We start from the raw sequence: 26,656 nt of genomic DNA, 5'->3' as shown, positions 1-26,656 counted from the left end.
TGCCATCAAAGATTCTATCTATATGCTTTTAAAAAACTGACTCCTGTGGTAAAGTATGTTGATTTTTATCATGTTTGATATGCTGCGGAACGAAATTCCGGAAGAATATAACCGTATACGAAACGGGAGATTTTATATAGCGGCTGTTTGTTGTTTTATGTTCCGTCGTATACTACGCCGCTGGTAGGTGTTTCGCGCAGCTCTATACGGGCAAGCGGCTGCAGCAGGGGCTTTAACCGTTGCCATATCCATATAGCAATCAGCTCGCAGGTTGGGTTTTCCAGTCCGGGTATGTTGTTCAGGCATGTATGATCTAATTGTTCCAGTATAAGATGAACGCTTTTTTTTATTTCACCAAAATCAATAACCCATCCCGATTGTGCGCCGGGGATACCTTCTGCGTAAATCCTGAGATGATAGGTATGGCCGTGAAGCGTTGCGCATTTATGCGCAGCGGGAAGCCCGGGAAGGAAATGAGCCGCATCAAATGTAAAGTCTTTAAATATCAGCATAGAATAACAGGTATGTTACTAATAGGAGCAGGTATAATAATATTTACCGGTTCCGGTGCAAGATAATACGCGCTGTATTTTTGAATATGCGAAAACGCAGCTACTGGCGTTTTTAGCAGTGGCCTGTAAAATGTATACGCAGCGAAGCGCATAATTTTGCTGCAATTTTTACATTTGATTGTTTTAGCAGATGAATATACAAACGAAACCACTGATCTATTCCTGCTCGGGCTGTTCCAGTGCGGCGCAGATGGCCAATTATATTGCAGTTACTGCCGACAGGGCAGGAGACGCGGAAATGTCGTGTATTGTGGGCGTGGGAGGTAATGTAAAAAAATTAGTAAAAACCGCTTTGTCGGGAAGGAAAATTGTTGTACTCGACGGTTGTCCTTTATCCTGTGCAAAAGCATGCCTCGCTAATCATGGTATTGAGCCCACGGTACACATAGAGCTTTCGAAGCTGGGAGTGAAAAAAATACAGCATGGCAACTTTGATCCGGAACAGGCGCAGCATATACTGGCATCCGTACGGGATACGCTGAGCAACATATAGCATTTATTATCCTGGTTGAACTTTGGGCAGCAAAGCCGAGCAATACACCCGCTGCTTGTCATTGGTAATTATATATAAGCGTGTGCGTAAGCATTTTGAAACTTCAACTCCTTTGGAGTTACTCAAAACTTTTCCCGTACGATACAGACTTAACATTTTTACATAGCTGTTGATGGCTTTATTCGTTATATTCGCAGTTGGTGAAAAAACTATTTTACATATCATCTTTTAAGCTCACGGGAATGCCCGATCTAACGGCCAAACCGCTGTATGCCCGTGAGCGGATGTATTTCTTCTCCAATTTCAAAGACTTCAATACGTTAGCCCCGGCCTAATATGCTTCCGGCACGGGGTAATCATTTTTTTATTGGAATACCATCCACATTTGTTGCGGTTAATCTGTTAAACAGGTAATGCTGTTATAGATTTTACGGCGTGTTATTATTTTCCAACCATTCATTCCGCAATGGATAACCTGCTATGCAGGCTACTCATTGCAAATAAACATACAGGCTACCTGGTATGTATAAAATGTATCAATCATCTACTCAATAATTATCATCATGAAACAAACACAAAAGCCAATGCTTCTGAAAGAAGACGCAGATACGCTAAAAAAATTATTAGAAAGTGGAATAGATCTGCCCGGGTCGGATGCCATAAAGGAAAAGCTGAAAACTGCAGAAATAGTAGACCAGTCCGATTTTGCTTATGATATTGCGCGGCTCAATTCTTTACTGCTGTTAAGAGATAAAACAGGAAGAAGAAATTTTCAATACCGGTTAGCCGTACCTGAAGCCGGCACAGCGGTTATCAATACCGATAATGTATTCCGCCCCTTAGGCGCCGCGCTGCTTGGCATGAGAAAGGGAGATGAGCTAAAATGGAATACCAGCAAAGGGGTACGCTATTTTTTTATTATTAATGTGGTTACGCCTGTAGAAGCGTTTTATTGATGAGCAGGCAGGAAAAGGTAAGTATTTTTTGGAAGGGAACGAAGGTGTTATGTTTAACGCCTTCGTTCCCTTCATTTATTTCATACAGTCTTCAGGAATTAACCCGGGTATTTTTGCATGCAGGTATTTGCGATTGGCTCTTATCCAAGGTATCGCTCAGCCAGTATTTGCTGGTGGTGCTGCCAGTGCCCAACAATAATATAGCCGAGACTCAGCACGGTAACGGGCTTGCCGCTTGCTATGCCTCTTGCCTGTAACATATCACCGGTAAAATGCTCAAATAATAATATGGACGATTTTCTTTGTAACAATAGTTCTTCCGCCAATCCATTTAATGAGCGGTGCTGAACCGGGGCATTTTCTGCATACAGGTTTTCATCAAAGGAAGGCAGCGGTTGTTTTTCGCCGCGGGCTATACACATGGCACGGTAGGCAAAAACCCTTTCGGAATCTATACCATGCTGCAAAACCTGCTTCACCGTCCATTTGTTCTCTGCGTAGGCATAATCACTTTTATTTTCGGGTATAGATTGCAGAAAGCTTTCTATATCAGAGAGGCTAGCAGCAAGCGCCTGCTTAATATCATCGCTCTTTACCAATGAAACATAGGTTTCATAAAACGGAGCATAGTCTGAGGGAAGTGGCCGCATGATGATGGATTTTGAAATAAGCGTAATTTATAGGGTAAAGGTATAAATGGTTTTTGATAGCAATACCGGAAATAGAAGAAGTTTGGGATATATCCAATGTTATTCACAGCCTCAGCTGTAGTATTTCACACATAGGATCATAGGCACATAGGTGCACATAGCTTTTCTTATTTTGTCTACAGTGTTCCTATTGTACCTATGTGTTTACCTCTCTATACTTTGATAAATATTTTTTTCCTGTATAAAAAGTACAATAACAACCAAACCAATATCAGTGAGCCCAGCGCATTGCAGGCCGGCTGCCATTTGTCAGCTATATGCATATACCATCCGCCAAAAAGCAATTTTGAACTGTAATCAAAATCTATAAAACGGGTGCCGAGATAGATGACAAGTGAATTCATACCAATCACTTTAAAAAAGAAGGCCCATTTACGGTAACCCAGCACGTCTATGGTCCAGTAAAAGAATGCAAGGAAAAGAAAGGCCATTCCGGCGGTAAGCAAAATGAATGAGCTTGTCCATAAATGTTTATTGACAGGGAAAAAAGTGCTCCATAGCAACCCCAGTCCAATGCCTGCTATCCCTGTTATGCCCAGGTATTGTAGTTTTTTGTATTCAGATTTTTTCATCTGAAGGATATCGCCTGCAAATGCGCCCAGAACAGTGAGGCAGTGTGCGGGCAACTGGGTAAGCAAAGCATTTTCATCGTAGGTTTTTTGCAACAGGCGGCCGGGCATAAAGGTACGGTCGAACCACCCCACCAGGTTTCCTTCAAAAGAGAGATCCCCCGCGCCATGGCCGGGAACGGGTATTAAAAAGAGGGCGGCGCAATAAGCCATCAGTATGCCACCTACCCAGTAAAGTCTTTGTGCGGAAGAAAGATTCAGGTAAAGCAGGGTGGTAATAAAAGTAGCAATGCCTATACGCCCCAATACGGTGCCATAGCGGATTTGACCGGGATCGAATATATTCAGCGGAATGTTTTTATCTAATATGCCCAGCACTATAAGGATGAGCATGCGGCGGAATGCTTTCCTGTACAATTCTTTTTTGTTCATGCCCCGGCTTAACCCCGATTGTATGGAATATGATAGGGCGATCCCTGCCGTAAATAAAAAAAGCGGGAAAATGAAATCATAGAAAGTGAAGCCGTTCCATGCAGGGTGGGTAAGCTGTTCGGCCACCTCATCTACCCATTGTAAGCCGGTAGTGCCTTTAAGCCGCACTAAAAAAGCGCCTCCCCCGGAGATGAGCAGCATGTCGAAGCCTCTGAGGGCGTCAACAGAAAGCAGCCGTTTTTGTTTTTCCATACCCTTTTTATAATAATAAACGGTTTAGGTTTATGAAGATAAAAAATGAAAACGACCCCTGCTAATAAAGGAGCGCTAACTTTTTTCCAGCGCCTGTACAATGTCTGCTATGATATCGCTGGCATGTTCAAGTCCTGCGGAAATACGTATGAGCCCCGGCGTTATCCCAACCGATTCCTGCTCTTCCGCGCTGAGCTTGGAGTGGGTGGAAGATGCGGGATGCGAAGCAATGCTGCGGGTGTCGCCTAAATTAGAAGTGAGCGAAAGCATCTCCAGCGCGTCCATGAATTTTTTGCCGCTTTCAACGCCGCCCTTTAAATCGAAGGTAACCAGTCCGCCGCCGCGTGTCATTTGCTTCCTGGCAATGGCATACATGGGGTGAGTAGGGTGAAAAGGGTATTTGATCCAGTTCAGTTTTGGATGGCCATCCAGGGCCTTCACCAATGCTTCGGCGTTGTCGCAATGCCGGTGTATGCGTACATCCAGCGTTTCTAAGCTTTTGCTTAACACCCATGCATTGAAAGGGGATAGTGATGGTCCGGTATTTCTGCAAAATAAATACAATTCATGGATAAGGTCTTCCCTGCCCACTACCACACCGCCCAGCACGCGTCCCTGTCCGTCGAGCCATTTGGTGGCGGAATGCAGTACCAGGTCGGCGCCGTATTCAGCGGGCTTTTGCAGGATAGGCGTGGCAAAGCAATTATCCACGATGAGTATAATGCCATGCTTTTTGGTCAGCTTACCCAACCATTCCATATCCACAATGTCGAGTCCCGGGTTAGTTGGGGTTTCTACGTATATCAGTTTGGTATTTGGCCTGATCAGTGATTCCCATGTTTCGGGCCTATTGATATCTGCGTAGCTGTAATCTATTTTCCAGCGATGGAGGTATTTGGTAACAATGGTATGTGTAGATCCAAAGATTGATTTGCAGCTCAGCAAATGATCGCCGCTGTTTAAAAAAGCCATAAAGCAGCCAAAGATGGCGCTCATGCCCGATGAAGTGGCAAATCCTGCTTCAGTACCTTCGAGCGCGCACATTTTATCAATAAATTCCTGAACGGTAGGGTTGCTGAACCGGCTGTAAATATTGTTGTCATTTTCTCCTGCAAAAGCGGCGCGCATTTGTTCGGCGTCTTCAAAACAAAAACTGGAGGTAAGGAATAAAGGGGTACTATGTTCCATTTCTTTGGTACGGGAAGTTTGAATACGTACAGCCTGCGTAATAGGATGTTGCTTCATCTGCTTGATTTTTTTAAATTACCTTAAACTGAAGGACGAAAGACGGGTATATAGTGGGCAGCACATTGCGTATAACGGCTGCGCTGGTGCCTGGTTTCACATTTCCTGTATCTGCATATTATAGTTTTACCTCCGTTCCGTTCACCACAACCTTCCATTTTAATGCTGCTCCCGCCTGGCGTAAGGTAGCGGCAACGGAGCAATATTTGTTCATAGACAGTTCTACTGCACGGTGGGCTTTTGCAGCATCAACTTCTCCGGATAGCTGAAAAGTGATCTGTACTTCTTCCCAAAGTGAAGGTTCTTTACCTTTTTCTCTTTCCCCGTCTATATCAATAGAAAAGTCTTTTATTTGCTGCTTTTGCTTTTTTAGTATGCTCACCACATCCACAGCGCTGCACCCGCCTAACCCGGCAAGCAATAGTTGCATAGGACGAAAACCTTTGCTGTTTCCTCCCTGCTCCACAGGAATATCAATAGACAGGTTATTGCCTCCCGAGTCTGTAGCGGTAAACCCATAATCATTTTGCGTGCGGTGTAATTGCATTAACGGCATTGCTCTTTAAATTTGGGTGCAAAGGTACAAAGCAATCGGGTTTTTTTAGTTGGTTTGTAACGAATGTTATAATATCCCTGCAGATTTTAGCAGGATCCTGAGGCTCCATATAATAACCATCGTACCTACAGCTATGAACATGGTTTTGGTAGGTAATTTACCCACCAGCCTCGCTGCCAGCGGCGCTGCCACTACTCCGCCAATGATGAGCCCAACAATAATCTGCCAGTGGCTTACGCCTATCATCGTAAAAAAAGTGAGCGCGCTGGCAAATGTTACAAAGAATTCGGTAATGCTTACTGAGCCTATCACAAAGCGCGGGCTCCTGCCCTTAGATATCAACGTACTGGTAACCAGCGGGCCCCATCCACCACCGCCAAAGGAATCCAGGAAGCCTCCTGCTCCGGCCAGCCATCCTACCCGTTTTACCTTTTTGGGTTTCTTCGTTTTCTTTCTGAAAGAAATGATAAGGATACGCACACCCAGCAGCATGGTATAGCAGGCAATCAGGGGACGGATGTATCCTGCATACTCCTCGCCGAATTTTGAAAGCAGGTAGGCGCCTAATACGGCGCCTACTATTCCGGGAATTAATAATGCTTTAAACAGCTTTTTATTTACGTTGCCAAATTTGTAATGCGTGTAGCCCGATGCGCCGCTGGAAAACATTTCCGCCGTATGTATGCTGCCGCTTATGGCCGCAATATTGATGCCGAGCGACATCAGTATGGTGGTGGATACCACGCCGTAGCCCATGCCCAGCATGCCGTCTACCATTTGCGCCAGAAACCCTGCCGCTATCATCCAGTAAAACTTACTGTCTAATTGGAGGATACCTTCCTTTGCCGAATCAACAAGACTTGCTAATGGAAGATAGGATAGCACCAGGTGACCGGCAAACATAAAAAAGAACGCAAATAAGCACCAGGTTACAATACGCCGCCATCGTTTTTCACTATTGCTCTTTGGTTCCGGGAGATCCTTAACGGAAAGCACTTTAGTGATATGATTAAGCTCATGCACCTTTCTTGCAAAATTGCCATTCATTTTTTTACGGATGGCTTCCATATTATGTAATACATCGTCTAATTCTTCCGGTAATATTTCATTAAAGGCTTCCTTTAAGCGTTTGGCAATGGTAGGTGATTTGCCATTGGTGGAAATGGCTACTTTCAGATTGCCTTTTTTAACAATAGATCCCAGGTAAAAATCGCATAAATCAGGCGTGTCCGCAACATTCACCAGTAAGCCTCTTTCGTGCGCATCTGATCTTATCTGTTCGCCCAGGATGCTGTTGTTTACGGCAACGATCACCAGGTCAGCATCGTTTAAAGCAGCTTTATCATAGGCGCCTTCCACGATGGTTATATTAGTATGTTTTTCAGCGAGGATCTTCACTTCCGCCTTTATTTCCGGTGCAACAATAGTAACAGCGGTAGCGGGTGAATTTTGCAATACCGCGTGCAGCTTCTCCAGTCCCACATTACCTGCTCCCACAATCAGCAGTTTCAATTGCTCCAGCTTTAAAAAAACAGGGAAGAGCTGATTGGTTTCCTGTATGGTTGTTGTTTCTGCCATTACGTTGTTTAATTGAAAGCTGTCGTGGTTTATAGTTTGTTGTTTATAGTTTATGGTTCAGGGTACAAGGTTGTCAAATTTGCCTGCGATCTGACGCTCCTGCTTCGCGTACCGACCGCCACATTTTCGTATTCCCCACATTTCCACATTTTCATGTTTCCATATTTCCCACATTAACTTAATACTCCACCCATTTCACTCTTTTGGCAAAATCGCCAAAGGTTTCACCCTCATTTCGTTTGCCGCTGTATACTTTGAATAAACCATCCAGTTCCTCTATGATGCCATCCTCATTTAAGCTTTCCTTATATAATTTATTTAACCTTGTGCCTGTTCTGTCGCCTCCAATTTGCAAATTATAGTATCCGTAAGCGGTTCCGATGAGCGCAATTTCCGCTGCGTATGGTCTGGCGCAGCCATTGGGGCAACCTGTCATGCGCACGCTGATGTTGTCGTCTTCCAGTCCGTATTTATTTAATAGCGGTTCCATTTTGGAAATCAATCCCGGTAAAACACGCTGTGCTTCCGCCAGCGCCAGCGGGCAGGTATTGAATGCTACGCAGGCCATAGATTCCTTACGAAGCGGACTAGCATTGCTGGTATGATCAATGATCCTGTATTTTCTGAGTATCGCGTCTATCTCTGCTTTATCGCCATCGTTTACATCGGCTATAATAATATTCTGATTGCAGGTAAACCTGAAATTCGTTTTATGCAATTGTGCGATTTCGAGAAATGCGGTTTTTAATGCCTGTTGTTCATCATCAAGCACCCGTCCGTTTTCCACAAAAACGGTATAATACCATTTGCCTTCATGATTTTTGTGCCAGCCGTAAAAATCTGTGCGGCCGGTAAACTGGTAAGGCCTTTCGGGCTCAAGCTTAAATCCGCAACGTTTTTCCAACTCGGCTTTAAAGGCTTCCACGCCCATATTGTCGAGCGTATATTTCAGCCGCGATAATTTCCTGTCGCTGCGGTTGCCAAAATCGCGCTGAACCGTAATCATTTCATAAACGGCTTTTAGAACTTTTTCTTCACCCGAAACAAAGCCTAATACAGTGCCCAGCCGTGGGTAGGTGGCGGCATTACCATGCGTGGCGCCCATGCCGCCCCCGGCAGCTATATTAAAACCTACCAGCTTATCATTTTCCAATATGGCAACCAGTCCGCAATCATTGGCAAAAACATCTACATCATTGTTGGGCGGAATGGCAATGCCGATCTTAAATTTGCGCGGTAAATACCTGTCCTGGTATAAAGGATCTTCTTCCTCTTTTTTATCTGCGAGTGGTTTTTCATCTAACCACACTTCATAATAGGCTTTTGTTTTGGGCAAACCAAGCTGGCTAAACTTTTTGGCGTAATCGAATATCTCCTCGTGCACGGGAGAAAACTTGGGGTGGGCCGCGCATATTACATTCCTGTTCACATCGCCGCAGGCCGAAATAGAATCCAGTTTGGCAGTATTAAATGCTTTTATGGTAGGTTTTACATTTGATTTTAAAATGCCGTGCAACTGGATGGTTTGCCGGGTGGTTATTTTAATTACGCCGGTAGTATAAGCTCCTGCCACGTGATGGAGCGCTTCCCACTGCTCGCTGGTGATGAAACCGCCGGGAATGCGTAACCGGATCATAAAGGAATAGAGCCACTCTAATTTTTTTTCACTTCTTTCCGCTCTTCTGTCCCGGTCGTCCTGCTGGTACATGCCGTGAAACTTTACCACCGACCGGTCATCTTCCCGGATGGCGCCTGTTATCTGATCTCTCAGGCTTTCTTTTAAAGTACCCCGCAGACCGTCGCTCTTCATTTTTATATGTTCGGTTGACGACAGGTTGTTTTTTTCAGACATACAATATTTGAAATTTGATATTTAAGATTTGAAATTATTCAACTGCAATCAGCGCAATATGAATTTGATCCTTATACTGATTCAGGTTTTGATTTGCCTGAATCTCAAATTTTAATACACATCCAGCAAATACCTTCCTTCTTCTTTCAGGTTTTCAACAAATGAAACGGCTTCGGTTACCGATTTGCCGCCATAATGCTGTGCGATCTGTATCAGGGCGTTTTCTACATCGGTGCTCATGGGTGCTCTGGTGCCGCATACATATACATACGCGCCTCCGGTAATCCACTGCCACAGTTCGGCCGCATGCTCCAGCATACGGTGTTGCACATATATTTTAGATTGCTGGTCTCTTGAAAAGGCAAGATGCACATTCGTTAATACGCCGGTATCGGCCCAGTTCTGAATTTCCGTTTGGTAAAGAAAATCGGTAACAAAGCACTGGTCGCCGAAAAAAAGCCAGTTACGCCCGTCAGCACCTGTAGCATCTCTTTCAGCAAGGAAAGACCTGAACGGTGCAATGCCTGTGCCCGGCCCGATCATGATAACATCTTTGTTCGCGGCGGGCAATTTGAATTGTGCGTTTTTATGTACATAAAAATCAATCGTGGAATCGGGCTCCAGTTGCGACAAAAAATCCGAGCATAAGCCATATTTTATTTCTCCGTTGATGCTGAACTTATCCCTCGCCACGGTAATATGCACTTCACCGCTATGTGCTTCGGGCGATGAGGAAACGGAATATAACCGGGGAGCAATGGGCTCCAGTATGGGTATTACCTGTTCAAATTGCGTTGCGTCTTTTACGGGGTAAATGCGCAGCAGGTCGAGCAAATCTATACGCGTATCCGGAATTTCCTGCTGGATAACCGATGCGTATTGTTTTACTACTCTTTCCGGGAGATGGATGATATTTATTTTCCGGGTAAGCGCTTCGGCTATGGTATGCCGTTCTTTCCTGAATTCAATAGTGGCATCCGGATCAACGCCGGTAAGCGCTATAATGTTTTCTACCAGTTCCTTCCTGTTATGCGGGATCAGACCGATGGAATCCCCGGGCTCATACTGGATATCTTCATCAACGGCAATTTCAATGTGATGGGTTTGTTTGTTGGAACCGCGGTCGTTAAGATTAAGGTTGGTGAGTATAACGCCCGTGTAGTTCTTTTTGCCTTTTGGTTTTTTAGCGGGAACTGATGCCGTATTGCTGCTACTTCCCTCGCTCAATGCTTTCATTACCTGTGAAAACCAAACAGCAGCTTCTTCGGCATATTCCGTATCACATTTTTGTAAAGGCACAATACGTTTTGCGCCCAGCTTAGTCAACTGGCAGTCTACATCTTCACCTGCCTTGCAGAACAGAGGGTAAGAGCTGTCGCCTAACGCCAGCACACTAAATTTCATTTTATCAAGCGCAAGCGGCTGCTGGTGTATATGGTCGTAGAATTTTTTTGCTGTAACGGGTGGTTCGCCGTCTCCCTGTGTACTGATCACCAGAAGCACATATTCTTCCTTAGCCAGGTCGTTTATGCGATACTGGTCAATAGCGCTGAGCTTTACATTAATGCCGCTCTTTTTGGCCTGCGTGGCAAATTCGGTGGCAACCTTTTTTGAGTTCCCGGTTTCCGTGCCAAATAAAATAGAAATTTTATTAACGCGGGGTGCGGTATTAATTTTTTCCGGCGCCCCTGTTCCATTGGCTTCGGATGCTACCAATCCTGCGATAAACCCATTCATCCATATCAGCTCCTCGCGGGACGACTGGGTAATGAGATCCTGGAATGCTTTTAGTCTATGCTCTGCTAACATGTGCTTGCTGATTGTGAGTATTATTTTGCAATGACGCTATTGATTTAAAATATTGTGCTCTTTCCGGCGCGTTGGCAAACCATGCAAACTGCTCATGCAGGGCTACTACTTTTCCTATAATCACCAGCGAGGGGGAAATGAAGGACATGTCCCGGAATTGTTGTAAATAATCGTAAATGTTTGCGGTATGCACCTGTTGTAAGGGGGTGGTGGCCTGTTCTATTACCGCAATATGCTTGTCCCTGCCCACGCCATAGCGGATCAGTTTGGACACGATACCTTCAACGGTTTCGGCCGACATATAAAATACCAGCGTATCGTTTGTGCCTGCAATTTCCTGCCAGTACTGATCGGGTACCACGTCTGATTTATAATAGGTAAGCAGGCGTACCGCTGTGGAATGCCCTCTTGCTGTTAAAGGGATGCCCGCATAGGCAGCGGCGCCCAGGGCTGCGGTTACACCGGGTATGATTTCATAGGCGATATGATGTTGCACCAGTACCTGCAGCTCATCCAGTATGTTGGAAAAAACGGATACATCTCCACCCTTTAACCGAACCACTAATTTACCCTCTGAAGCATAGTCTATCATGAGCTGATTAATGGTTTGCTGCGGCGTGGAATTTCCGCGCCGGCATTGTTTGCCTACGTATATGACTCTGGCATGCGGGTTAACGTATTGCTTCAATATATCGTTGCTCACTAAGCGGTCTGTTAATACCACATCCGCCTGCTGCAGGTAGCGTACAGCCTTCACCGTTATTAGTTCGGGATCGCCCGGACCCGCAGCCGCCAGTATCACTTTACCCCCTTTGGTTATTTCCCCCGGTATCATTAGTAGTTAACTTATTTTGTAGACTTTTAAATAAATAAAAAAATTATTATACCTCTTTCATTTTATCCTTTTGTATTATGCCGCTATGATTTTCCACCATTACGTTGGGTGGAACGGATTGGGTTAACCACACATTTCCACCGATAATACTGTTTTTACCAATAAGCGTTTCACCGCCTAATATCGTTGCGCCGGAATAGATGATCACGTTATCTTCAATGGTAGGGTGGCGTTTACCGGTAACTTTCTCCCTGGAAGTGCTTAACGCGCCAATGGTTACTCCCTGGTAAATTTTTACATGCTTTCCTATTACGGTAGTTTCCCCGATAACAATACCCGTACCGTGATCAATAAAAAATGATTCGCCAATGGTAGCGCCCGGATGTATATCAATGCCTGTTTTGCTGTGCGCGTATTCGGTAAAGAGGCGCGGCAGCATTTTTACCTGCTGTTTCCATAACTGGTTAGAAAAACGGTATATGGCTATTGCGTAAAAACCGGGATAGGCCAATACTATTTCTTCCGGAGACTGGGCTGCCGGATCGTACAGGAATATGGCCTGCGCGTCTTTTTGTAGAGTGTGGTACAGGCCGGGAAGCGCGTCAAAAAAATCATCACTGGCTTTTTGCGCTGCCTTACCATCTTTTACTACTTCATACACTAAAGTAGACAGGTGGCTTTTCAGGGATTCGAAAGCTTTTTCTAACTCGTATTGATTCTGCTGCCTCAGCGTAGCAGGAAGAAAGAGTAAGCTAAAAAGGTCGTCAATAAAAAGCGTGGCCAGTTCCTTATCCGGAATGGCCGAAAAACTTTTATTTTTCCATTCGGCTATTTGCGCTATGAATGCTTTCTGAGACATGATGTTGTGCCCTGGGGCAGTACGTTTATTTATTTTATGAGATGAAATTATTTCATTGCTGTTATTGAATCATGCAGGCCCCTACGGTTACATTGCTGGTTTCATCAATTAATACAGCCCCTCCGTTTGCACGCAAATCTTTATAACTATCATATACCACGGGGTGGGCGGTTTTAATCGTTGCTTTTACAATGTCATTCAATTCTACCTGTGCCGGACTGTCGTTTTTTTGTAATGAGTTCACATCCACGCGGAACGCGATATTCTTTACCACGCTTCTTACCCTTGTGCTGTTAATTTGCAGTAAATATTTATTACCCGCAACCAACGGCTTCGTATCCATCCAGCATATCAGCACTTCCAGTTCCTGCGCGGTTTGAGGCAAATCGCTGTTCAGCACAATTACATCGCCGCGGCTGATATCAATATCGTCTTCAGTATGCAACACAACAGCCTGTGGCGCAAAGGCCTCATCAACCAGCTTTCCACCGTCTATTTCTATGGCTTTGATGGTACTGGTTGCTCCTGAAGGTAAAACGGTTATGGCATCGCCTTTTTTGTAGATCCCGCTTATAATTTTACCGGCGTATCCGCGGTAATCATGTAATGCTTCCGTTTGAGGACGAATTACATACTGCACGGGAAAGCGTGCTTTGTCGAGGTTAATCACTTTTTGCACTTCCACGTTTTCGAGCAGGTGAAGCAGCGGATCGCCTTCGTACCACTGCAGTGCTGCAGAACGGTCTACTATGTTGTCTCCGTTCAGCGCGCTGATGGGAATATAGGTTACATCATTTAATTCCAGTGCCTTCGCCAGTTTGGCATATTCGATAACGATATTGTTATACACGTCCTGCGAATAATCTACCAGGTCCATTTTATTAACGGCAACGATCACCTGCGGCATATTAAGCAGGGATGCGATAATAGAATGCCGGCGGGTTTGTTCGGCAACGCCGTTGCGTGCATCAACCAGGATAATGATCAGGTCGGAATTGGAGGCGCCTGTTACCATATTGCGGGTGTACTGAATATGCCCCGGTGCATCGGCTATAATAAATTTACGTTTGGGAGTAGTAAAATACTTATACGCCACGTCAATCGTAATACCCTGTTCTCTTTCGGCACGCAGTCCATCCGTAAGCAGGGCCAGGTCAATATCGCCTTCAGCCCTGTTTTTGGTTTGCTTTTCCATGGCTTCCAACTGATCTACCATAATGTTTTTACTGTCGTACAGCAAACGCCCTATTAACGTGCTTTTGCCATCATCCACACTTCCCGCTGTTATAAATCTGAGTATGTCCATTAGTGTATTTGTAGTTTGTAGTTTATAGTTTGGAGTTTACCGTGTCTTACTACTTACTCCTTATCCCTTACCACTTAAAAGTAGCCGTTCTTCTTCCTGTCTTCCATAGCGGCTTCAGACACTTTATCATCAATACGTGTTTCGCCGCGTTCACTTGTTTTAGTGGCGATGATTTCGCTGATAATATCCTCTATGGTAGAAGCTTCAGATGCCACCGCAGCAGTACAGGTCATATCGCCTACGGTACGGTAGCGTACTTTTTTCTGTACAATTACATCGGTTTCATCAATCCGTATAAAATCAGATACGGCTACGTATTGTCCTTCGTATTCCAGTACTTCCCGGTTGTGGGAGAAATAAATAGAAGGCAATGCTATTTTTTCGCGCCGTATATAGTTCCATACGTCTAATTCGGTCCAGTTGCTGATCGGAAACGCTCTTACGTTTTCCCCTTTATGAATTTTACCGTTATAAATATTCCACAGTTCAGGGCGTTGCCGCTTGGGATCCCATTGTCCAAACTCATCGCGCACAGAAAATATCCTTTCCTTTGCCCTTGCTTTTTCTTCATCCCTTCGGGCGCCGCCAATGCAGGCGTCAAAACCAAATTCTTCAATGGTGTCTAACAGTGTATAGGTTTGTAACTGGTTGCGGCTGGCGAATTTTCCTTTTTGTTCTGTAAGCCGTTTTGCTTTAATGGTATCTTCCACATGGCGCACGATCAGTTTCTCTCCGATCTGCTCTGCCAGGTAATCGCGGAATTGTAAAGCTTCAGGAAAATTGTGGCCGGTATCAATATGTACCAAAGGAAAAGGAAATTTGCCGGGGCGAAATGCTTTCAGGGCAAGATGTACTAATGTAATAGAATCCTTTCCTCCGCTGAATAATAGGGCGGGTTTTTCAAACTGTCCTGCTACTTCGCGGAAAATATGTATGGATTCCGACTCCAGTTCGTCTAAATAATCTAAATGGTAGTTATTCATCTATTTCAGTTAATTGCGTTATAGTTAAAGGTCATTCCCACAAATCATTTATAGTTTACAGTTTATAGTTAAAATCCCTTCATGTTCACATTCTCACAACTGCCTGCCGGCAGGCAGGTTTTCACATTTTCACATTTTCCTCATGCACATGCAACCCACATTCCTTTTTTGTTGCATCTTCCCACCACCACCTGCCGGCGCGAAAATCTTCTCCCGGCTTAATGGCCCTGGTGCATGGTGCACAGCCAATGCTTACAAAGCCTTTGTCGTGCAATGGGTTATAGGGAATATTGTTGTCACTGATAAATGCCTTTACTTCAGTTGTTGTCCAGTGAAGCAGCGGGTGGTACTTGACGATATTATTGGCGCCATCCCATTCAATTTGCTGCATATCGCTGCGGTTGGGAGAATGCGCTGCGCGTATACCGGTGACCCATACTTTTTTATTTTTGAGCGCTCTTTGCAGCGGTTCCACTTTGCGGATAAAACAGCATTGTTTGCGGTTGTCAACCGATTCATAAAAGCTGTTAGGGCCTTTTTCGGCTACGAATTGCTGTAGTGTTGAGCTGTTGGGATAGAAGGCTGTAATAGGCTGGTTGTATTTTTCCAATGTGCGGCTCCAGGTAGAATAGGTTTCCGGGAACAGGCGTCCGGTATCTAAGGTAAATACCTGTATTTGCAGTGCTTCATTAAATATTAAGTGGGAAATTGCCTGGTCTTCCCAGCTAAAGCTGGTAGAAAAAACTACTTCACCGGGGTAGCGCTCCAACAGCGCCCGGAAATTTTGAACAATATCCGGCGATTGCGTAAGCTGTGAAATGCTTTGAATTTCGCTTTGAGGAATCGGCTGAGTCATAATACACTTAAATTGATAGCAAACAAAAGTATCCGTTGAACTGTTTATTCCCTGCGGGATTGTGATATACCGTTACAGGCGACAACAACAGCAGCAACTATATTTCTTATTGATTACCATCAAAGCGATCTGCATTACTCTATTAAACTGGTGGACAAAGATAGTACAGAATTTTGTTTGGCCAATTTATTTCAGCAACAATTTATTTTTTTGATTTTTCAGCCGTTTTGATATTATCTTTGCACCAGTTCTTATTATTATTACTTATCGAGAAAGGCTGAGGGACTGGCCCATCGAAGCCTTGACAACCTATTTCATAGTGTTATTAATTACAATATGGGAAAAGGTGCCAATTCCATTTCCGCCCGGGCGGAGCAGATAAGTCGGATGAAAAGCTGATTACTCTTAAACTGGTTATACTATCAAAGCTCTTCCCGCTGCTGCCGGAAGGGCTTTTTTATTTGCTGCCAGCCGGGAAAATGATTCCATCCGGCCGATAGCATTCCCTTTTTCTCGCCGGGTATTATTATACAGAACAGGTTTTATTTGCTGCATGTGTGGTTGTTTGGAATAACGGCCTGTATAATCCGGGCATGCAAACAAGTACTGCCGGGTGTGCCTGAATATATAGTTGAAATTAACAGCCCCAAAATTGGGAATGATGGTAAAGTCTATTAATTTTACCTGCTTTAGAAAGTATATGTTATCCACCGCTGAACATAGCATTTACCCCAATACGCCCCTGTGTATTGTTTGTTGTTGTATGCCGTAAGGCATACCGTTTAACATATAACCCACTTTAGGTTAATTACCTCCTGCAGTATTCACAGCGCTTCTTTTGTATATTTAATATTTTATTCATAATTCAATAAATTCATTTTTCATGAGTAATTATCGTTTTGAAACTTTACAGTTGCATGCCGGTCAGGAAGTTGATCCCACTACCAAATCAAGAGCGGTGCCTATTTACCAAACGACTTCTTATGTCTTCAATAACACCGAACATGCTGCCAATCTTTTTGGCTTAAAGGAGTTTGGCAATATTTATACCCGCATCATGAACCCCACTACTGATGTATTTGAAAAAAGGGTTGCGGCGCTGGAAGGTGGTGTGGCTGCGGTGGCTACTTCATCGGGGCAGGCTTCTCAACTGCTGGCGCTGCACAATATTTTGCAGGCAGGCGAAAACTTTGTAACCAGCTCTTATTTGTACGGCGGTACATATAACCAGTTTAAAGTAGCATTTAAACGTCTTGGTATAGAAGCCCGCTTTGCTGATGGGGATGATATAGAAAGTTTTGTGAAGCTTATTGACAAGAATACAAAGGCCATTTATCTGGAAACCATAGGTAATCCGAGGCTGAACGTGCCCGATTTTGAAAAATTCGCCGCACTGGCGAAAGAATATGATCTTCCCTTAGTTGTTGATAATACTTATGGCGCTGCCGGCTATCTTTTCCGTCCTATTGAATGGGGCGCCAATGTAGTGGTGCAGGCTACCACAAAATGGGCAGCCGGTCATGGTACAACCATTGGCGGCATAGTAGTAGATGGCGGAAATTACAATTGGGGTAATGGTAAGTTCCCTCAATTTACAGAACCCAGTGAAGGATACCACGGATTGAAATTCTGGGATGTATTTGGTGAAGGCAACCCACTGGGCTTACCCAATATCGCTTTCGCTATCCGCACAAGGGTAGAAGGGTTAAGAGACCTGGGCACCTGCCAGAGCCCGTTCAATGCTTTCCTGGGCCTGCTTGGCTTAGAAACGCTTTCATTGCGCATGGAACGCCATGTACAGAATGCACTGGCACTGGCACAATGGCTGGAAGCTCATCCCCAAGTAGAGTTTGTATGGTATCCCGGTTTGGAAAGCAGTCCCTATCATACGCTGGCCAAGAAGTATTTGCGGAACGGGTTTGGAGGTATCTTAAACTTTGGTATTAAGGGCGGAAAAGAGAATGGCCGCAAATTTATAGATTCCCTGCAACTGGTAAGCCATCTTGCCAATATGGGAGATTCCAAAACGCTGGCTATCCATCCGGCGTCTACCACGCATGAGCAGTTAACCGATGAAGAGCAGAAAGCTGCCGGCGTTGAACCCAACCTGGTGAGAATAAGCGTAGGTACGGAGCATATTGATGATATAAAAGCAGACTTTGAGCAGGCATTTGAAAAAGTGTTTACATCAAAAGTTGCCTTAAACTAAGTAAATAAAGAAACGTGAAGCTTTTGTTTCACGTTTCCTCTTTTGTAATGAAAGCGATGCAAGAATAATAAGTTGCTGCAAATATGTCTACACAGGTGTATACACATACGGAACCTTTTATACTGGAAAGCGGTGAAACCATTGCGCAATACCACCTGGCATATACCACGCTGGGCAGGCTCAATGCCAGGAAAGATAATGTGGTATGGGTGTTTCATGCGCTTACCGCTAACAGCAATCCTGCAGACTGGTGGCCCGGACTGGTAGGGGAAGGAAAGTTGTTTGATCCCGCTACATGGTTTATTATTTGTGTTAATATGCCCGGAAGCTGTTATGGCAGCATTGGTCCGCTGGAAATTAATCCCGCAACCAACGAACGCTGGTATCACGATTTTCCGCTGTTTACCACGAGGGATATGGTAAGAACCTACCGGGCGTTGAAAGAGCATCTCGGCATCAAAAAAGTACATACAGGTATAGGAGGTTCTATGGGCGGCCAGCAGCTATTGGAGTGGGCAATTGAAGAGCCGGAATTATTTGAGCATGTAGTGGCATTGGCCACCAATGCGCAGCATTCGCCGTGGGGGATAGCCTTTAATGCTTCACAACGCATGTGCATAGAAACAGACGTCACCTGGAAGGAAAAAATGCCGCAAGCGGGCTTGCAGGGCATGAAGGCGGCGAGAAGCGTTGCGTTGCTGAGTTACCGCAATAACAATACGTATAATCTTACCCAGCCCAGGGATAAGAAAACAGCGTGGCCTGTTTCTCATCCTTTTGGGGGAGAGGCGGCCGAAAGCTACCAGCGTTACCAGGGTGAAAAACTGGCCAAACGGTTTAATGCATTCAGCTATTACCGGCTCAGCCAGGCAATGGATGCGCATGATGTGGGCAGGGGCAGGAATTCTGTAGAGGAAGCTTTGGGCCGTATACGTTCTAAAACTTTGGTGATCGGCATTACCAACGACCTGCTTTTTCCGCCAGACGAACAGAAAAAAATTGCAGATCATATACCCGGGGCTGCCTATCATTTAATAGAATCGGCATACGGACATGATGGCTTTTTGCTGGAATATGAAAAAATTGAGCGGGTATTAAAATCTTTTCTGAAAGAAGAAAGGACGAGTTATTTAAAAATTGTAAATCAGTAAAATACATGAATACACACCGGCAGTTGAATATCGGGTTATTTGGTTTTGGCGTGGTAGGAGAAGGGTTGTATAAGGTGCTGGAACAAACGCCCTCACTGCATGCCACAATAAAAAAAGTTTGTATAAAAAACCCTGGGAAAAAAAGAAATGCACCCGCCGCCCTGTTTACTACAGACAGGTTTGAATTGCTGAATGACCCGGAAATTAATGTAATTGTGGAAGTGATCAACGAGTCGGAGCCGGCATTTGAAATTGTGTCTGCCGCGTTAAAAAATGGTAAAGCGGTAGTAAGCGCCAGCAAAAAAATGATCGCGGAGCATCTTACAGAAATACTGGCCATGCAACAGCAATATAACCAGCCTTTTTTATGCGAATCGGCCGCGTGTGCTTCTATACCGGTTATAAGAAACTTAGAGGAATATTATGACAATGATTTACTGCATTCCATACGGGCTATTGTAAACGGGTCAACCAATTTCATCCTTACTAAAATGTTTGAAGACAAGCTCGACTTCAAACAGGCATTGATACTGGCACAGCAACTTGGTTTTGCTGAAGCGGATCCCTCATTAGATGTAGACGGGTGGGATGCATTGAACAAGTGGACCTTCTTGCTAACCCATGCCTATGGCATTGTTGAAAAACCGGAAAATATTGTTTTTAACGGAATTCAGAATATTAAGCTGAGCGATGCTGCGGTGGCCCGTGAAAGGAATTATGAAATAAAATTAGTGGCCCAGGCAAAAAAATTAAACAACGGTAAAGTGGCCGCTTTTGTATTGCCCCAGTTTGTAATGCACGATGATCCGCTGGCATTTGTGAAAAATGAGTTTAATGGCGTGGTCATTGAAAGCAGCTTTGCCGACAAACAATTCTTTTATGGCAAAGGCGCCGGAAGCTTTCCTACCGCTTCCGCGGTGCTGAGTGATATTTCTGCGCTCCGGTATGGGTACCGTTATGAATATAAAAAACTATATTATCATACGCCTCCGGTGCTTACCAATGATTTTTTTGTTCGGGTTTACCTGAGTTTTGACGACTGGAAAAATATACCGCGTGAAAAATTTGAGTGGATTGAAGAGTGGCATGCCGGTGAGCGGAAGTATCTTTCCGGCGTGTTACATTTTAACCATCTCAAAACCGCTTCCTGGTGGAAAGAGAATAATGTATCGCTGATACTCGTTCCGGATGCTATTATTGAAGATATCGAAATAAGAAAGCTTAAAAAGAAAAGCTTGGAGCTGGCAGGAATACTGGATTGATGCTTTTATTTTATCTTTAAGGGATTTATAAATTATTCCAGAACCTAACTGCTTGGCCTGCTCCAATATGTGTATTAAGCGTTTTTATTTTTTGAGTATGCTGCTGCTGTTTCACGCCTGCGTACTTGCGCAGGGAGAAGCTTACCAGTTCATGCGGCTTGATTTGCGCCATGGACTTTCGCATAGCCAGGTAAACTGCATACTCAGGGATAGCAGTGGTTTTATGTGGTTTGGCACCATGTCGGGTCTGAACCGCTTTGATGGCTACGATTTCAAGGTATTTAAAAATGACCTGCGTGATTCCGCTTCACTTAGTGATAATTATGTTGAAAGGATATTTGAACTGCCCGATAGAAAACTATGGATAGCTACCCGTAATGGCAATAATGTATATGATCCTGTTACAGATAATTTAAGCAGGAATGATACCCGGTATTTATCGCAATTATCGCTCCCTCCCGGTAATGTATATTCCGTTGTAAAAGACCGCCAGGGTAACTATTGGTTCGTGTATCAAAACAATGCCGGTGTATACCGGTATTCGCCGTCAACAAAAAAAATAATGCCCCTGCAGCATGATCCCGATGATTCCTTAAGTATTGCCACCAATGATGTGGCGGCACTGGCGCAGGATGCGCATAACAATATCTGGATCGTTCACCGCAATGGTATTATTGAAAAGCTTGATGCAGCTACCTATCGCGTAGTTCAGCGAACCAGCCAGATGAAGCACAGTACAAAAGGCAGCATCCAGAATTACACTTTATTTATAGATAGCGATAATGAGCTTTGGATGAGTGTTTTGTTAGCCGGCAATCCCGGAGGTGTATTTTATTACCAGCCTGCCGGCGACCGGTTATCGCACTTTTCAAAAGAAAAGGGTGATATGCGGCTTAATACGAATATTGTTACAGGTATAACACAGGATCAGGAAGGGATAATATGGATTGGTACGGATCATGGCGGCGTAAACCTGGTAAATAAAAAAAGCAAAACCGTTCGCTATTTGCTCAACGATGCAGAAGATCATACCACCATCAGCCAAAACAGTATTTATTCGGTATATAAGGATAGCAGCAATATTATATGGCTGGGTACATACAAGCAGGGCATTTGTTATTACAATAACCGCATGGCCATGTTTAGCCTGTTCAGGCATAAAGTTTCTGATGTTAACAGCCTGCCTTACGAAGATGTGAACAGGTTCGCGGAAGACGCAAAAGGAAATTTATGGATAGGTACAAATGGCGGCGGATTAGTGTATTATGACCGCCTGCGGAATAAATTTTCGGTTTTTCGTCATGATCCTTCCGATCCGAACAGTTTGAGTAATGATGTGATCGTTAGCCTGTTGGTGGATCATGAGCAAAAGCTATGGATAGGTACTTATTTTGGAGGGCTGAATTGTTATGATGGTAAAAAATTCAGGCATTTCCGCCATAACCCGGCCGATACGAACAGCATTTCAGACAACAGCATCTGGGAAATATTTGAAGACAGTGATCATAATTTATGGATAGGAACACTCAGCGGCGGGCTTAACCGCTACAACCGGGAGAAGCAGGTCTTCCACCATTACAGGGTAGAAGACGGGCGCTCATTGCATTCCAATTATATCTCCGCCATTATTGAAGATAAAGCGCATAATATATGGATCGGCACATCCAATGGTATTGATGTATTTGACAAAAAAAATAAGCTGTTTCGTTATTTGGGGCATGATGACGGCGACAGCAGTTCATTAAGCAATAATAATGTAATTACCCTGCTGCTCGACAGCCGCCAGATGTTATGGGTAGGCACACGTGAAGGGTTGAACCTGTTAGATAAAGAAAATAATACGTTTACCGTTTTTCGCAAGGAAGATGGGTTGGCCGACAATACGATTCTTACCCTGCTGGAAGATAATAAGGGTAACCTTTGGGTGGGTACGCCTAACGGGTTAAGCAATGTAGTGGTAAAAAATGTAGCCGGCAGGGTAACCATACAGGTTGAAAATTATGATGAATCCAATGGTTTGCAGGGAAGGGAATTTAATGATAAAGCCGCATTTAAAACCCGCGCAGGCGAGCTGATCTTTGGCGGACCTTATGGGTTTAACCTTTTCAACCCTGATAAATTTCTTGTGCAGAAAACCATCCCCCGGATAGCATTAACCGAATTTCTGCTGTTCAACAGGGCGGTAAGCGTAGGAGAAGAGATCAGGGGGCATGTAGTATTAAACAAGTCCTTCACCGAAACGGAAGCAATTACATTGCGATACGACCAGAATGTGTTTTCCATAGGATTCACTGCGCCGGGCTCCATTCAATCGCTGAAGGATAAATTTATGTATACGCTGGAAGGTTTTAACGAGGGATGGCTTACTACCGACGGGAGGCAGCGAACCATTACCTATACCAATCTTGATCCGGGCGAATATACATTCAGGGTGAAAGCGGATGGCGAATTTGAGGAAACGAATAACGAAGGCATTGCATTGCGCATCACCATCCTGCCCCCGTTTTGGAAAACCTGGCCTGCTTTTCTCCTGTATATTGTTTTTGCGGCAGGCATCCTGTTGCTGGCGCGGAGGCTCACTATTCAGCGTGCAAAAATGCGCTTCCAGTTTGATCATCAGAAAAAAGAAGCGCAGCGCATACATGAGCTGGATATGCTGAAGCTTAAATTTTTCACCAACGTGAGCCATGAATTCAGAACGCCTCTGTCGCTCATTATTACCCCCGTGGAGAAAATGATGAAGCAAGCGGAAGATGAAGGGCAAAAAAAACATTTTCAGCTCATATACCGTAATGCCAAACGGCTGCTGGCATTAGTTAACCAGTTGCTCGATTTCAGGAAGCTGGAGATGCATGAATTGCGCCTGTATCCTTCTTTGGGTGATATCGTGGGTTTTGTAAAAGAGCTTACTTTTTCCTTTAACGACCTTGCGGAAAAAAAGAATATCAGTTTTACTTTTTGTTCTTCTGCAGAATCGCTGGAGATGTTGTTTGACCCGGATAAGATAGAGCGTATTATGTTCAATCTGTTGTCGAACGCGTTTAAGTTTACTCCCGAGAAAGGAAGCATAAGCGTGGATATAACGGTTAAGGAAGCTGCGGATGCGGGGAGTTGTATTGAAATTACGGTTAAAGACAGTGGCATAGGTATTCCGGAGGAAGAGCAGGATAAGATTTTTGAACGTTTTTTTCAGCATGAAGCACCTGGTAATATACTGAATCAGGGCAGTGGTATCGGGTTGGCCATTTCACGTGAGTTCGCCCGTTTGCACGGAGGCAGCATCCATGTTAAGAGTAAAGCGGGAGAAGGAACGGGGTTTACCGTTAGCCTTCCTGTCAAGCTCCGGTTTGCTGATGCTGCCGGCGATAGCACAACCGAAACAGCTATTGTAATGCATACGGCACATGATACCCTCGCGGAGGAAATACCGCATAAGTCGTCACGGAAAAAAGAGAGTGTGCTGGTAGTGGATGATAACGATGATATTCGTTTTTACATCAAAGACAATTTACGTTCCAACTATACCGTATATGAAGCGATGGACGGGAATGAAGGATGGAAAAAAGCGCAGGAATTTCAACCGGATATGGTGATCAGCGATATTATGATGCCGGGTATGAGCGGACTGGAGCTATGCCATAAAATAAAGAACGATGCTCGCACTTCGCATATCCCTGTAATATTGCTAACTGCGCGCAGTGCTGAAGAGCAAAAGCTGGAAGGTTTTGAAACAGGCGCAAATGATTATATCACCAAACCGTTCAGCTTTGAGATGCTGCAATCGAGGATTAAAAGCTTGCTGGCACACCAGGAAACCCTGCGGCGGCTATTTCAAAAACAAATAGAAATAGAGCCCAAAGCCATCAGTGTAACGCCGGTAGATGAAAATTTCATCAGGCAGGCTGTGGAAGAGGTGGAAAAGAATATAGCGGAGTCTGATTTTTCTGTTGAAGATTTGAGCAAGGCAATGTTCATGAGCCGGGTGGCTTTGTATAAAAAATTACTTTCGCTTACGGGCAAAGCGCCTTTAGATTTTATTCGCGCCATCCGTATGAAAAGAGCGGCGCAACTGTTGGGAAAAACACAGATGACGGTTGCCGAAGTAGCTTATGAAGTAGGCTTCAGCAATCCTAAATATTTTACCAGGTTCTTCAAGAAGGAATTTAATATGCTGCCTTCTGAGTATATTACTGCCAACCGGGAACGGGCGGCAAAGAGATAAAATAGCGAAGGTTCAAATCGTTGGGTAATGATGGGCGGGATCAATATTACGCAAACTTCTGTTTCCTCAACTTTTTTTAGTTTTCGGTTCAATTGTAATTGTTCTTAATCTGCGGTTAAATAGTTCCTTTTAGTGTTATACATCAGCAAATACCCTCTCTTGTTCGCATCACTTAAAAAAGAACGGCTCAGCAGGGTCTCCATAAAGGGCTGATTTTCTAAAAATGGATTCAACAATTTTTCAACTCGGCCTTCCGTTACGCCTATTCTTTTGGCAAATTCTGTAAAGTCGCTTTTAGAAGGATGTCCGTTTTTTTTGTATTGCTCACTTTTAAAACCATCTTCAAATAGTCCTTTAGCAAGCGCAAAATCTGTATCGTCCACATGCAGCTTTGTATTTACCAAATCATAAGCAGGACTTAATAAATAATCTCCTTTAGTTGATTCAAGCAGCGAAAAGTTTTTTAAGTGAGCATCTCCATTTGAAAACAGGAAATTGAAAACCACTAATGAAAAATATTTCTCTATTTCCACCCGCCATGCCGGAACATATTTTTGTATCAGCATCCCAACTTCCTCATAGCTGTAGTCATATTTAAAATTGGCACCTGCATTGTTTTTGGTTTTACCTGAAAGCGTTGCAAAATCTTCTTCGCCCCATTTGCCACCATCTTCTTTCACATCAAACCGTTTAGTTATGTAGGCAGGCGAACCATTCTTGAAAAATATCATGGCATTTTCGGCCGTGTTGAGCCCGTAAACCTGTTTTGCTATTTGCATAGTCAGGTGTTCGTTTGCAGGAACCTGGTCAACTTTCTTCAAATCTCTTGGTATGGGTTTTAGTATGTAAGTTCCTTGTTCTCCTTCCTTTGTTAAACGCAACAGATTTTTTTCGAGAAGAAAACTTAATTTTTCCTGCACACCCGATATGGATATGCGTTTGCGATTTTCCATAAACTGTTCAGCAACTTCTTCGCTTTGCTGCGGCTGTTCATAAGGCAAAATATGATTTACCTTTTTGCCACTGAACAAATTCCGCAAACAACCTGGACTGTAAGTGGTAAAACCTTCAGCTAAAGTTCCGGGGCAATATTTCAATTCATCTAAGTTCATTTCGCTGCTATTGGTTTTACGGTTACTGCTCCTATGGTATCATGCTGTGCTGTTGCCATCAGTAACCCAAAATTGTCTTCTTCATCAATCCTCAATTGTGTGCTTTGCAGTTTCCTGTTTACGCCTTCACTTAGCATGTTAAAGAAAAACGGGAATAAAAATTCGCTGCTGTATTCTTTTTGAGTTTTTGGAAGCGTTAAACTGACAGCCGGTTTATTGGCGTCATTAAAATAAGTGTCGTCATACCTGAACACAAAATGCTGACGGTTTTCTTCTGTCAGCGTTCCGGCTAATGCTCCATTGCGATATATTTCCATTCCTCTCATTTGCTTAATGCTTCCCTGCCTTGCTGGCCGGCAGGTTTTTCACTTCAAGGGTTAGTTCCATTCCCAAAATTTCCACCAGTTTATTCAACACTTCCAATGAGGGATTGCCTTGTCCCCGTTCCAACTTATATAAAGTATTGGTACTCACTTTTGCCAGTTCAGCTAAATGTGGTTGAGTAATATTCAACTCTTTTCTTCTGTTTTTTATGGTTTCACCAAGTTCCTTGGCTAACATTATAGTGTGATTTTAGAGGCAAAAGTAGGTTTTGTCTCTCAATTATGCAATTGAAATCACAATAAAATGTGATTTTACTATGTTTATAAAAGCCAGTTCAGGTAAATCCATGCTCCGGTAAGTTTCAAAATAAGTTTTCGCAGCATATAGTGTTGTATCAACCCTCGTTTCCCCGGTGAACTGTCCCGCAGATTCCGCAGATGATCGCAGAGAACACTACCGCTCAGCGAGTATCAATGTCATCGGCGGGAAATTATAATACGATACTTTACTGTT

The 26,656-nt window shown here is 44.0% G+C and carries 23 protein-coding genes and 1 riboswitch; of the genes, 6 read left to right on the top strand and 17 right to left on the bottom strand.

The window, feature by feature from the left end; all coding sequences use genetic code 11:
• Positions 1-155: 155 nt before the first annotated feature.
• Positions 156-512, bottom strand: a complete 357-nt coding sequence (queD, locus tag PLE34_RS07070; protein WP_324555346.1) for a 6-carboxytetrahydropterin synthase QueD — start codon at positions 510-512, stop codon at positions 156-158.
• A gap of 190 nt (positions 513-702) precedes the next feature.
• On the opposite strand from queD, the gene PLE34_RS07065 reads away from it, so the two are divergent.
• Entirely contained in the window at positions 703-1,065 is a 363-nt protein-coding gene (locus tag PLE34_RS07065; RefSeq protein WP_324555344.1) for a putative zinc-binding protein, read from the top strand.
• A 563-nt stretch (positions 1,066-1,628) separates the two neighbouring features.
• Entirely contained in the window at positions 1,629-2,021 is a 393-nt protein-coding gene (locus PLE34_RS07060; protein WP_324555342.1) for a GreA/GreB family elongation factor, read from the top strand.
• Between the two features lie 140 nt (positions 2,022-2,161).
• On the opposite strand, the gene PLE34_RS07055 is transcribed toward PLE34_RS07060, so the two are convergent.
• The 13 genes from PLE34_RS07055 to PLE34_RS06995 all read right to left on the bottom strand — a co-directional run bounded on the left by PLE34_RS07055 (position 2,162) and on the right by PLE34_RS06995 (position 16,574).
• A complete protein-coding gene (locus tag PLE34_RS07055) occupies positions 2,162-2,671 on the bottom strand; it encodes a DinB family protein (protein ID WP_324555340.1) in 510 nt (169 codons plus the stop codon).
• 212 nt (positions 2,672-2,883) lie between these two features.
• Positions 2,884-3,984: an acyltransferase family protein gene (locus PLE34_RS07050; RefSeq protein WP_324555338.1), complete on the bottom strand. Its 1,101-nt coding sequence runs from the start codon at positions 3,982-3,984 to the stop codon at positions 2,884-2,886.
• Between the two features lie 75 nt (positions 3,985-4,059).
• The gene (locus PLE34_RS07045) at positions 4,060-5,229 is read right to left on the bottom strand and encodes a trans-sulfuration enzyme family protein (RefSeq protein ID WP_324555336.1); all 1,170 of its coding nucleotides are present in this window, start codon (positions 5,227-5,229) and stop codon (positions 4,060-4,062) included.
• A gap of 118 nt (positions 5,230-5,347) precedes the next feature.
• Positions 5,348-5,785, bottom strand: coding sequence for an OsmC family protein (locus PLE34_RS07040; RefSeq protein ID WP_324555333.1), 438 nt, complete (start codon positions 5,783-5,785; stop codon positions 5,348-5,350).
• Between the two features lie 66 nt (positions 5,786-5,851).
• Positions 5,852-7,363: a TSUP family transporter gene (locus tag PLE34_RS07035; protein ID WP_324555331.1), complete on the bottom strand. Its 1,512-nt coding sequence runs from the start codon at positions 7,361-7,363 to the stop codon at positions 5,852-5,854.
• Between the two features lie 178 nt (positions 7,364-7,541).
• Positions 7,542-9,215, bottom strand: coding sequence for an assimilatory sulfite reductase (NADPH) hemoprotein subunit (gene cysI / locus PLE34_RS07030; protein WP_324555329.1), 1,674 nt, complete (start codon positions 9,213-9,215; stop codon positions 7,542-7,544).
• Between the two features lie 111 nt (positions 9,216-9,326).
• Positions 9,327-11,024 (bottom strand): diflavin oxidoreductase, encoded by a 1,698-nt coding sequence (locus tag PLE34_RS07025; protein ID WP_324555327.1) that lies wholly within the window; start codon positions 11,022-11,024, stop codon positions 9,327-9,329.
• Positions 11,008-11,859: a uroporphyrinogen-III C-methyltransferase gene (gene cobA, locus PLE34_RS07020; protein ID WP_324555325.1), complete on the bottom strand. Its 852-nt coding sequence runs from the start codon at positions 11,857-11,859 to the stop codon at positions 11,008-11,010. The genes PLE34_RS07025 and cobA overlap by 17 nt, the downstream gene beginning before the upstream one ends.
• Positions 11,860-11,905: 46 nt before the next feature.
• Positions 11,906-12,718 (bottom strand): serine O-acetyltransferase EpsC, encoded by an 813-nt coding sequence (gene epsC / locus PLE34_RS07015; RefSeq protein WP_324555323.1) that lies wholly within the window; start codon positions 12,716-12,718, stop codon positions 11,906-11,908.
• A gap of 61 nt (positions 12,719-12,779) precedes the next feature.
• Entirely contained in the window at positions 12,780-14,024 is a 1,245-nt protein-coding gene (locus PLE34_RS07010) for a sulfate adenylyltransferase subunit 1 (RefSeq protein WP_324555321.1), read from the bottom strand.
• Positions 14,025-14,098: 74 nt separating this feature from the next.
• Positions 14,099-15,007, bottom strand: coding sequence for a sulfate adenylyltransferase subunit CysD (gene cysD, locus PLE34_RS07005; protein WP_324555318.1), 909 nt, complete (start codon positions 15,005-15,007; stop codon positions 14,099-14,101).
• Between the two features lie 121 nt (positions 15,008-15,128).
• Positions 15,129-15,863 carry a phosphoadenylyl-sulfate reductase gene (locus tag PLE34_RS07000; RefSeq protein WP_324555316.1) on the bottom strand — a complete coding sequence of 245 codons (735 nt, stop codon included), beginning with the start codon at positions 15,861-15,863 and terminating at the stop codon, positions 15,129-15,131.
• 261 nt (positions 15,864-16,124) lie between these two features.
• Positions 16,125-16,248, top strand: a riboswitch (SAM riboswitch).
• Positions 16,249-16,277: 29 nt separating this feature from the next.
• A complete protein-coding gene (locus tag PLE34_RS06995; protein ID WP_324555314.1) occupies positions 16,278-16,574 on the bottom strand; it encodes a hypothetical protein in 297 nt (98 codons plus the stop codon).
• Positions 16,575-16,746: 172 nt separating this feature from the next.
• Between PLE34_RS06995 and PLE34_RS06990 the strand changes: the two genes are divergently transcribed.
• From PLE34_RS06990 to PLE34_RS06975, 4 genes are all read left to right on the top strand, one after another.
• Entirely contained in the window at positions 16,747-18,072 is a 1,326-nt protein-coding gene (locus PLE34_RS06990) for an O-acetylhomoserine aminocarboxypropyltransferase/cysteine synthase family protein (RefSeq protein ID WP_324555312.1), read from the top strand.
• An 83-nt stretch (positions 18,073-18,155) separates the two neighbouring features.
• Positions 18,156-19,223 carry a homoserine O-acetyltransferase family protein gene (locus PLE34_RS06985; RefSeq protein ID WP_324555309.1) on the top strand — a complete coding sequence of 356 codons (1,068 nt, stop codon included), beginning with the start codon at positions 18,156-18,158 and terminating at the stop codon, positions 19,221-19,223.
• Between the two features lie 5 nt (positions 19,224-19,228).
• Entirely contained in the window at positions 19,229-20,485 is a 1,257-nt protein-coding gene (locus tag PLE34_RS06980; protein WP_324555307.1) for a homoserine dehydrogenase, read from the top strand.
• Between the two features lie 97 nt (positions 20,486-20,582).
• Positions 20,583-24,707 (top strand): two-component regulator propeller domain-containing protein, encoded by a 4,125-nt coding sequence (locus tag PLE34_RS06975; RefSeq protein WP_324555305.1) that lies wholly within the window; start codon positions 20,583-20,585, stop codon positions 24,705-24,707.
• A gap of 104 nt (positions 24,708-24,811) precedes the next feature.
• On the opposite strand, the gene PLE34_RS06970 is transcribed toward PLE34_RS06975, so the two are convergent.
• Genes PLE34_RS06970 through PLE34_RS06960 form a run of 3 tightly spaced genes read right to left on the bottom strand, consistent with a single transcriptional unit; the run spans position 24,812 to position 26,380 of the window.
• Positions 24,812-25,819: a type II toxin-antitoxin system HipA family toxin gene (locus PLE34_RS06970; RefSeq protein WP_324555303.1), complete on the bottom strand. Its 1,008-nt coding sequence runs from the start codon at positions 25,817-25,819 to the stop codon at positions 24,812-24,814.
• On the bottom strand, positions 25,816-26,136 hold the full coding sequence (locus PLE34_RS06965; protein WP_324555301.1) for a HipA N-terminal domain-containing protein: 321 nt from the start codon (positions 26,134-26,136) through the stop codon (positions 25,816-25,818). Before PLE34_RS06965 ends, PLE34_RS06970 begins: the two co-directional genes overlap by 4 nt.
• Before the next feature lie 13 nt (positions 26,137-26,149).
• Positions 26,150-26,380, bottom strand: a complete 231-nt coding sequence (locus tag PLE34_RS06960) for a helix-turn-helix domain-containing protein (protein ID WP_324555299.1) — start codon at positions 26,378-26,380, stop codon at positions 26,150-26,152.
• Between the last annotated feature and the right edge of the window lie 276 nt (positions 26,381-26,656).

It is taken from the genome of Agriterribacter sp. (assembly GCF_035445465.1).
In the GTDB taxonomy this organism is placed as follows: domain Bacteria; phylum Bacteroidota; class Bacteroidia; order Chitinophagales; family Chitinophagaceae; genus Agriterribacter.
Note: the sequence above shows the minus strand (reverse complement) of the source record. Positions and strands in the feature narration are given on the sequence as shown.

Bases quoted from the DNA above. Each gene is read 5' to 3' on its own strand.
- epsC (WP_324555323.1), bottom strand. From the start codon at position 12,718: ATGTCTCAGAAAGCATTCATAGCGCAAATAGCCGAATGGAAAAATAAA.
- cysI (WP_324555329.1), bottom strand. From the start codon at position 9,215: ATGTCTGAAAAAAACAACCTGTCGTCAACCGAACATATAAAAATGAAG.
- PLE34_RS07010 (WP_324555321.1), bottom strand. From the start codon at position 14,024: ATGGACATACTCAGATTTATAACAGCGGGAAGTGTGGATGATGGCAAA.
- PLE34_RS06960 (WP_324555299.1), bottom strand. From the start codon at position 26,380: ATGTTAGCCAAGGAACTTGGTGAAACCATAAAAAACAGAAGAAAAGAG.
- PLE34_RS07040 (WP_324555333.1), bottom strand. From the start codon at position 5,785: ATGCCGTTAATGCAATTACACCGCACGCAAAATGATTATGGGTTTACC.
- PLE34_RS07025 (WP_324555327.1), bottom strand. From the start codon at position 11,024: ATGTTAGCAGAGCATAGACTAAAAGCATTCCAGGATCTCATTACCCAG.
- PLE34_RS06975 (WP_324555305.1), top strand. From the start codon at position 20,583: ATGCTGCTGCTGTTTCACGCCTGCGTACTTGCGCAGGGAGAAGCTTAC.
- queD (WP_324555346.1), bottom strand. From the start codon at position 512: ATGCTGATATTTAAAGACTTTACATTTGATGCGGCTCATTTCCTTCCC.
- PLE34_RS07065 (WP_324555344.1), top strand. From the start codon at position 703: ATGAATATACAAACGAAACCACTGATCTATTCCTGCTCGGGCTGTTCC.
- PLE34_RS06985 (WP_324555309.1), top strand. From the start codon at position 18,156: ATGTCTACACAGGTGTATACACATACGGAACCTTTTATACTGGAAAGC.
- PLE34_RS07050 (WP_324555338.1), bottom strand. From the start codon at position 3,984: ATGGAAAAACAAAAACGGCTGCTTTCTGTTGACGCCCTCAGAGGCTTC.
- PLE34_RS06990 (WP_324555312.1), top strand. From the start codon at position 16,747: ATGAGTAATTATCGTTTTGAAACTTTACAGTTGCATGCCGGTCAGGAA.
- cobA (WP_324555325.1), bottom strand. From the start codon at position 11,859: ATGATACCGGGGGAAATAACCAAAGGGGGTAAAGTGATACTGGCGGCT.
- PLE34_RS07055 (WP_324555340.1), bottom strand. From the start codon at position 2,671: ATGCGGCCACTTCCCTCAGACTATGCTCCGTTTTATGAAACCTATGTT.
- cysD (WP_324555318.1), bottom strand. From the start codon at position 15,007: ATGAATAACTACCATTTAGATTATTTAGACGAACTGGAGTCGGAATCC.
- PLE34_RS07060 (WP_324555342.1), top strand. From the start codon at position 1,629: ATGAAACAAACACAAAAGCCAATGCTTCTGAAAGAAGACGCAGATACG.
- PLE34_RS06980 (WP_324555307.1), top strand. From the start codon at position 19,229: ATGAATACACACCGGCAGTTGAATATCGGGTTATTTGGTTTTGGCGTG.
- PLE34_RS06970 (WP_324555303.1), bottom strand. From the start codon at position 25,819: ATGAACTTAGATGAATTGAAATATTGCCCCGGAACTTTAGCTGAAGGT.
- PLE34_RS07000 (WP_324555316.1), bottom strand. From the start codon at position 15,863: ATGACTCAGCCGATTCCTCAAAGCGAAATTCAAAGCATTTCACAGCTT.
- PLE34_RS06965 (WP_324555301.1), bottom strand. From the start codon at position 26,136: ATGGAAATATATCGCAATGGAGCATTAGCCGGAACGCTGACAGAAGAA.
- PLE34_RS07045 (WP_324555336.1), bottom strand. From the start codon at position 5,229: ATGAAGCAACATCCTATTACGCAGGCTGTACGTATTCAAACTTCCCGT.
- PLE34_RS07035 (WP_324555331.1), bottom strand. From the start codon at position 7,363: ATGGCAGAAACAACAACCATACAGGAAACCAATCAGCTCTTCCCTGTT.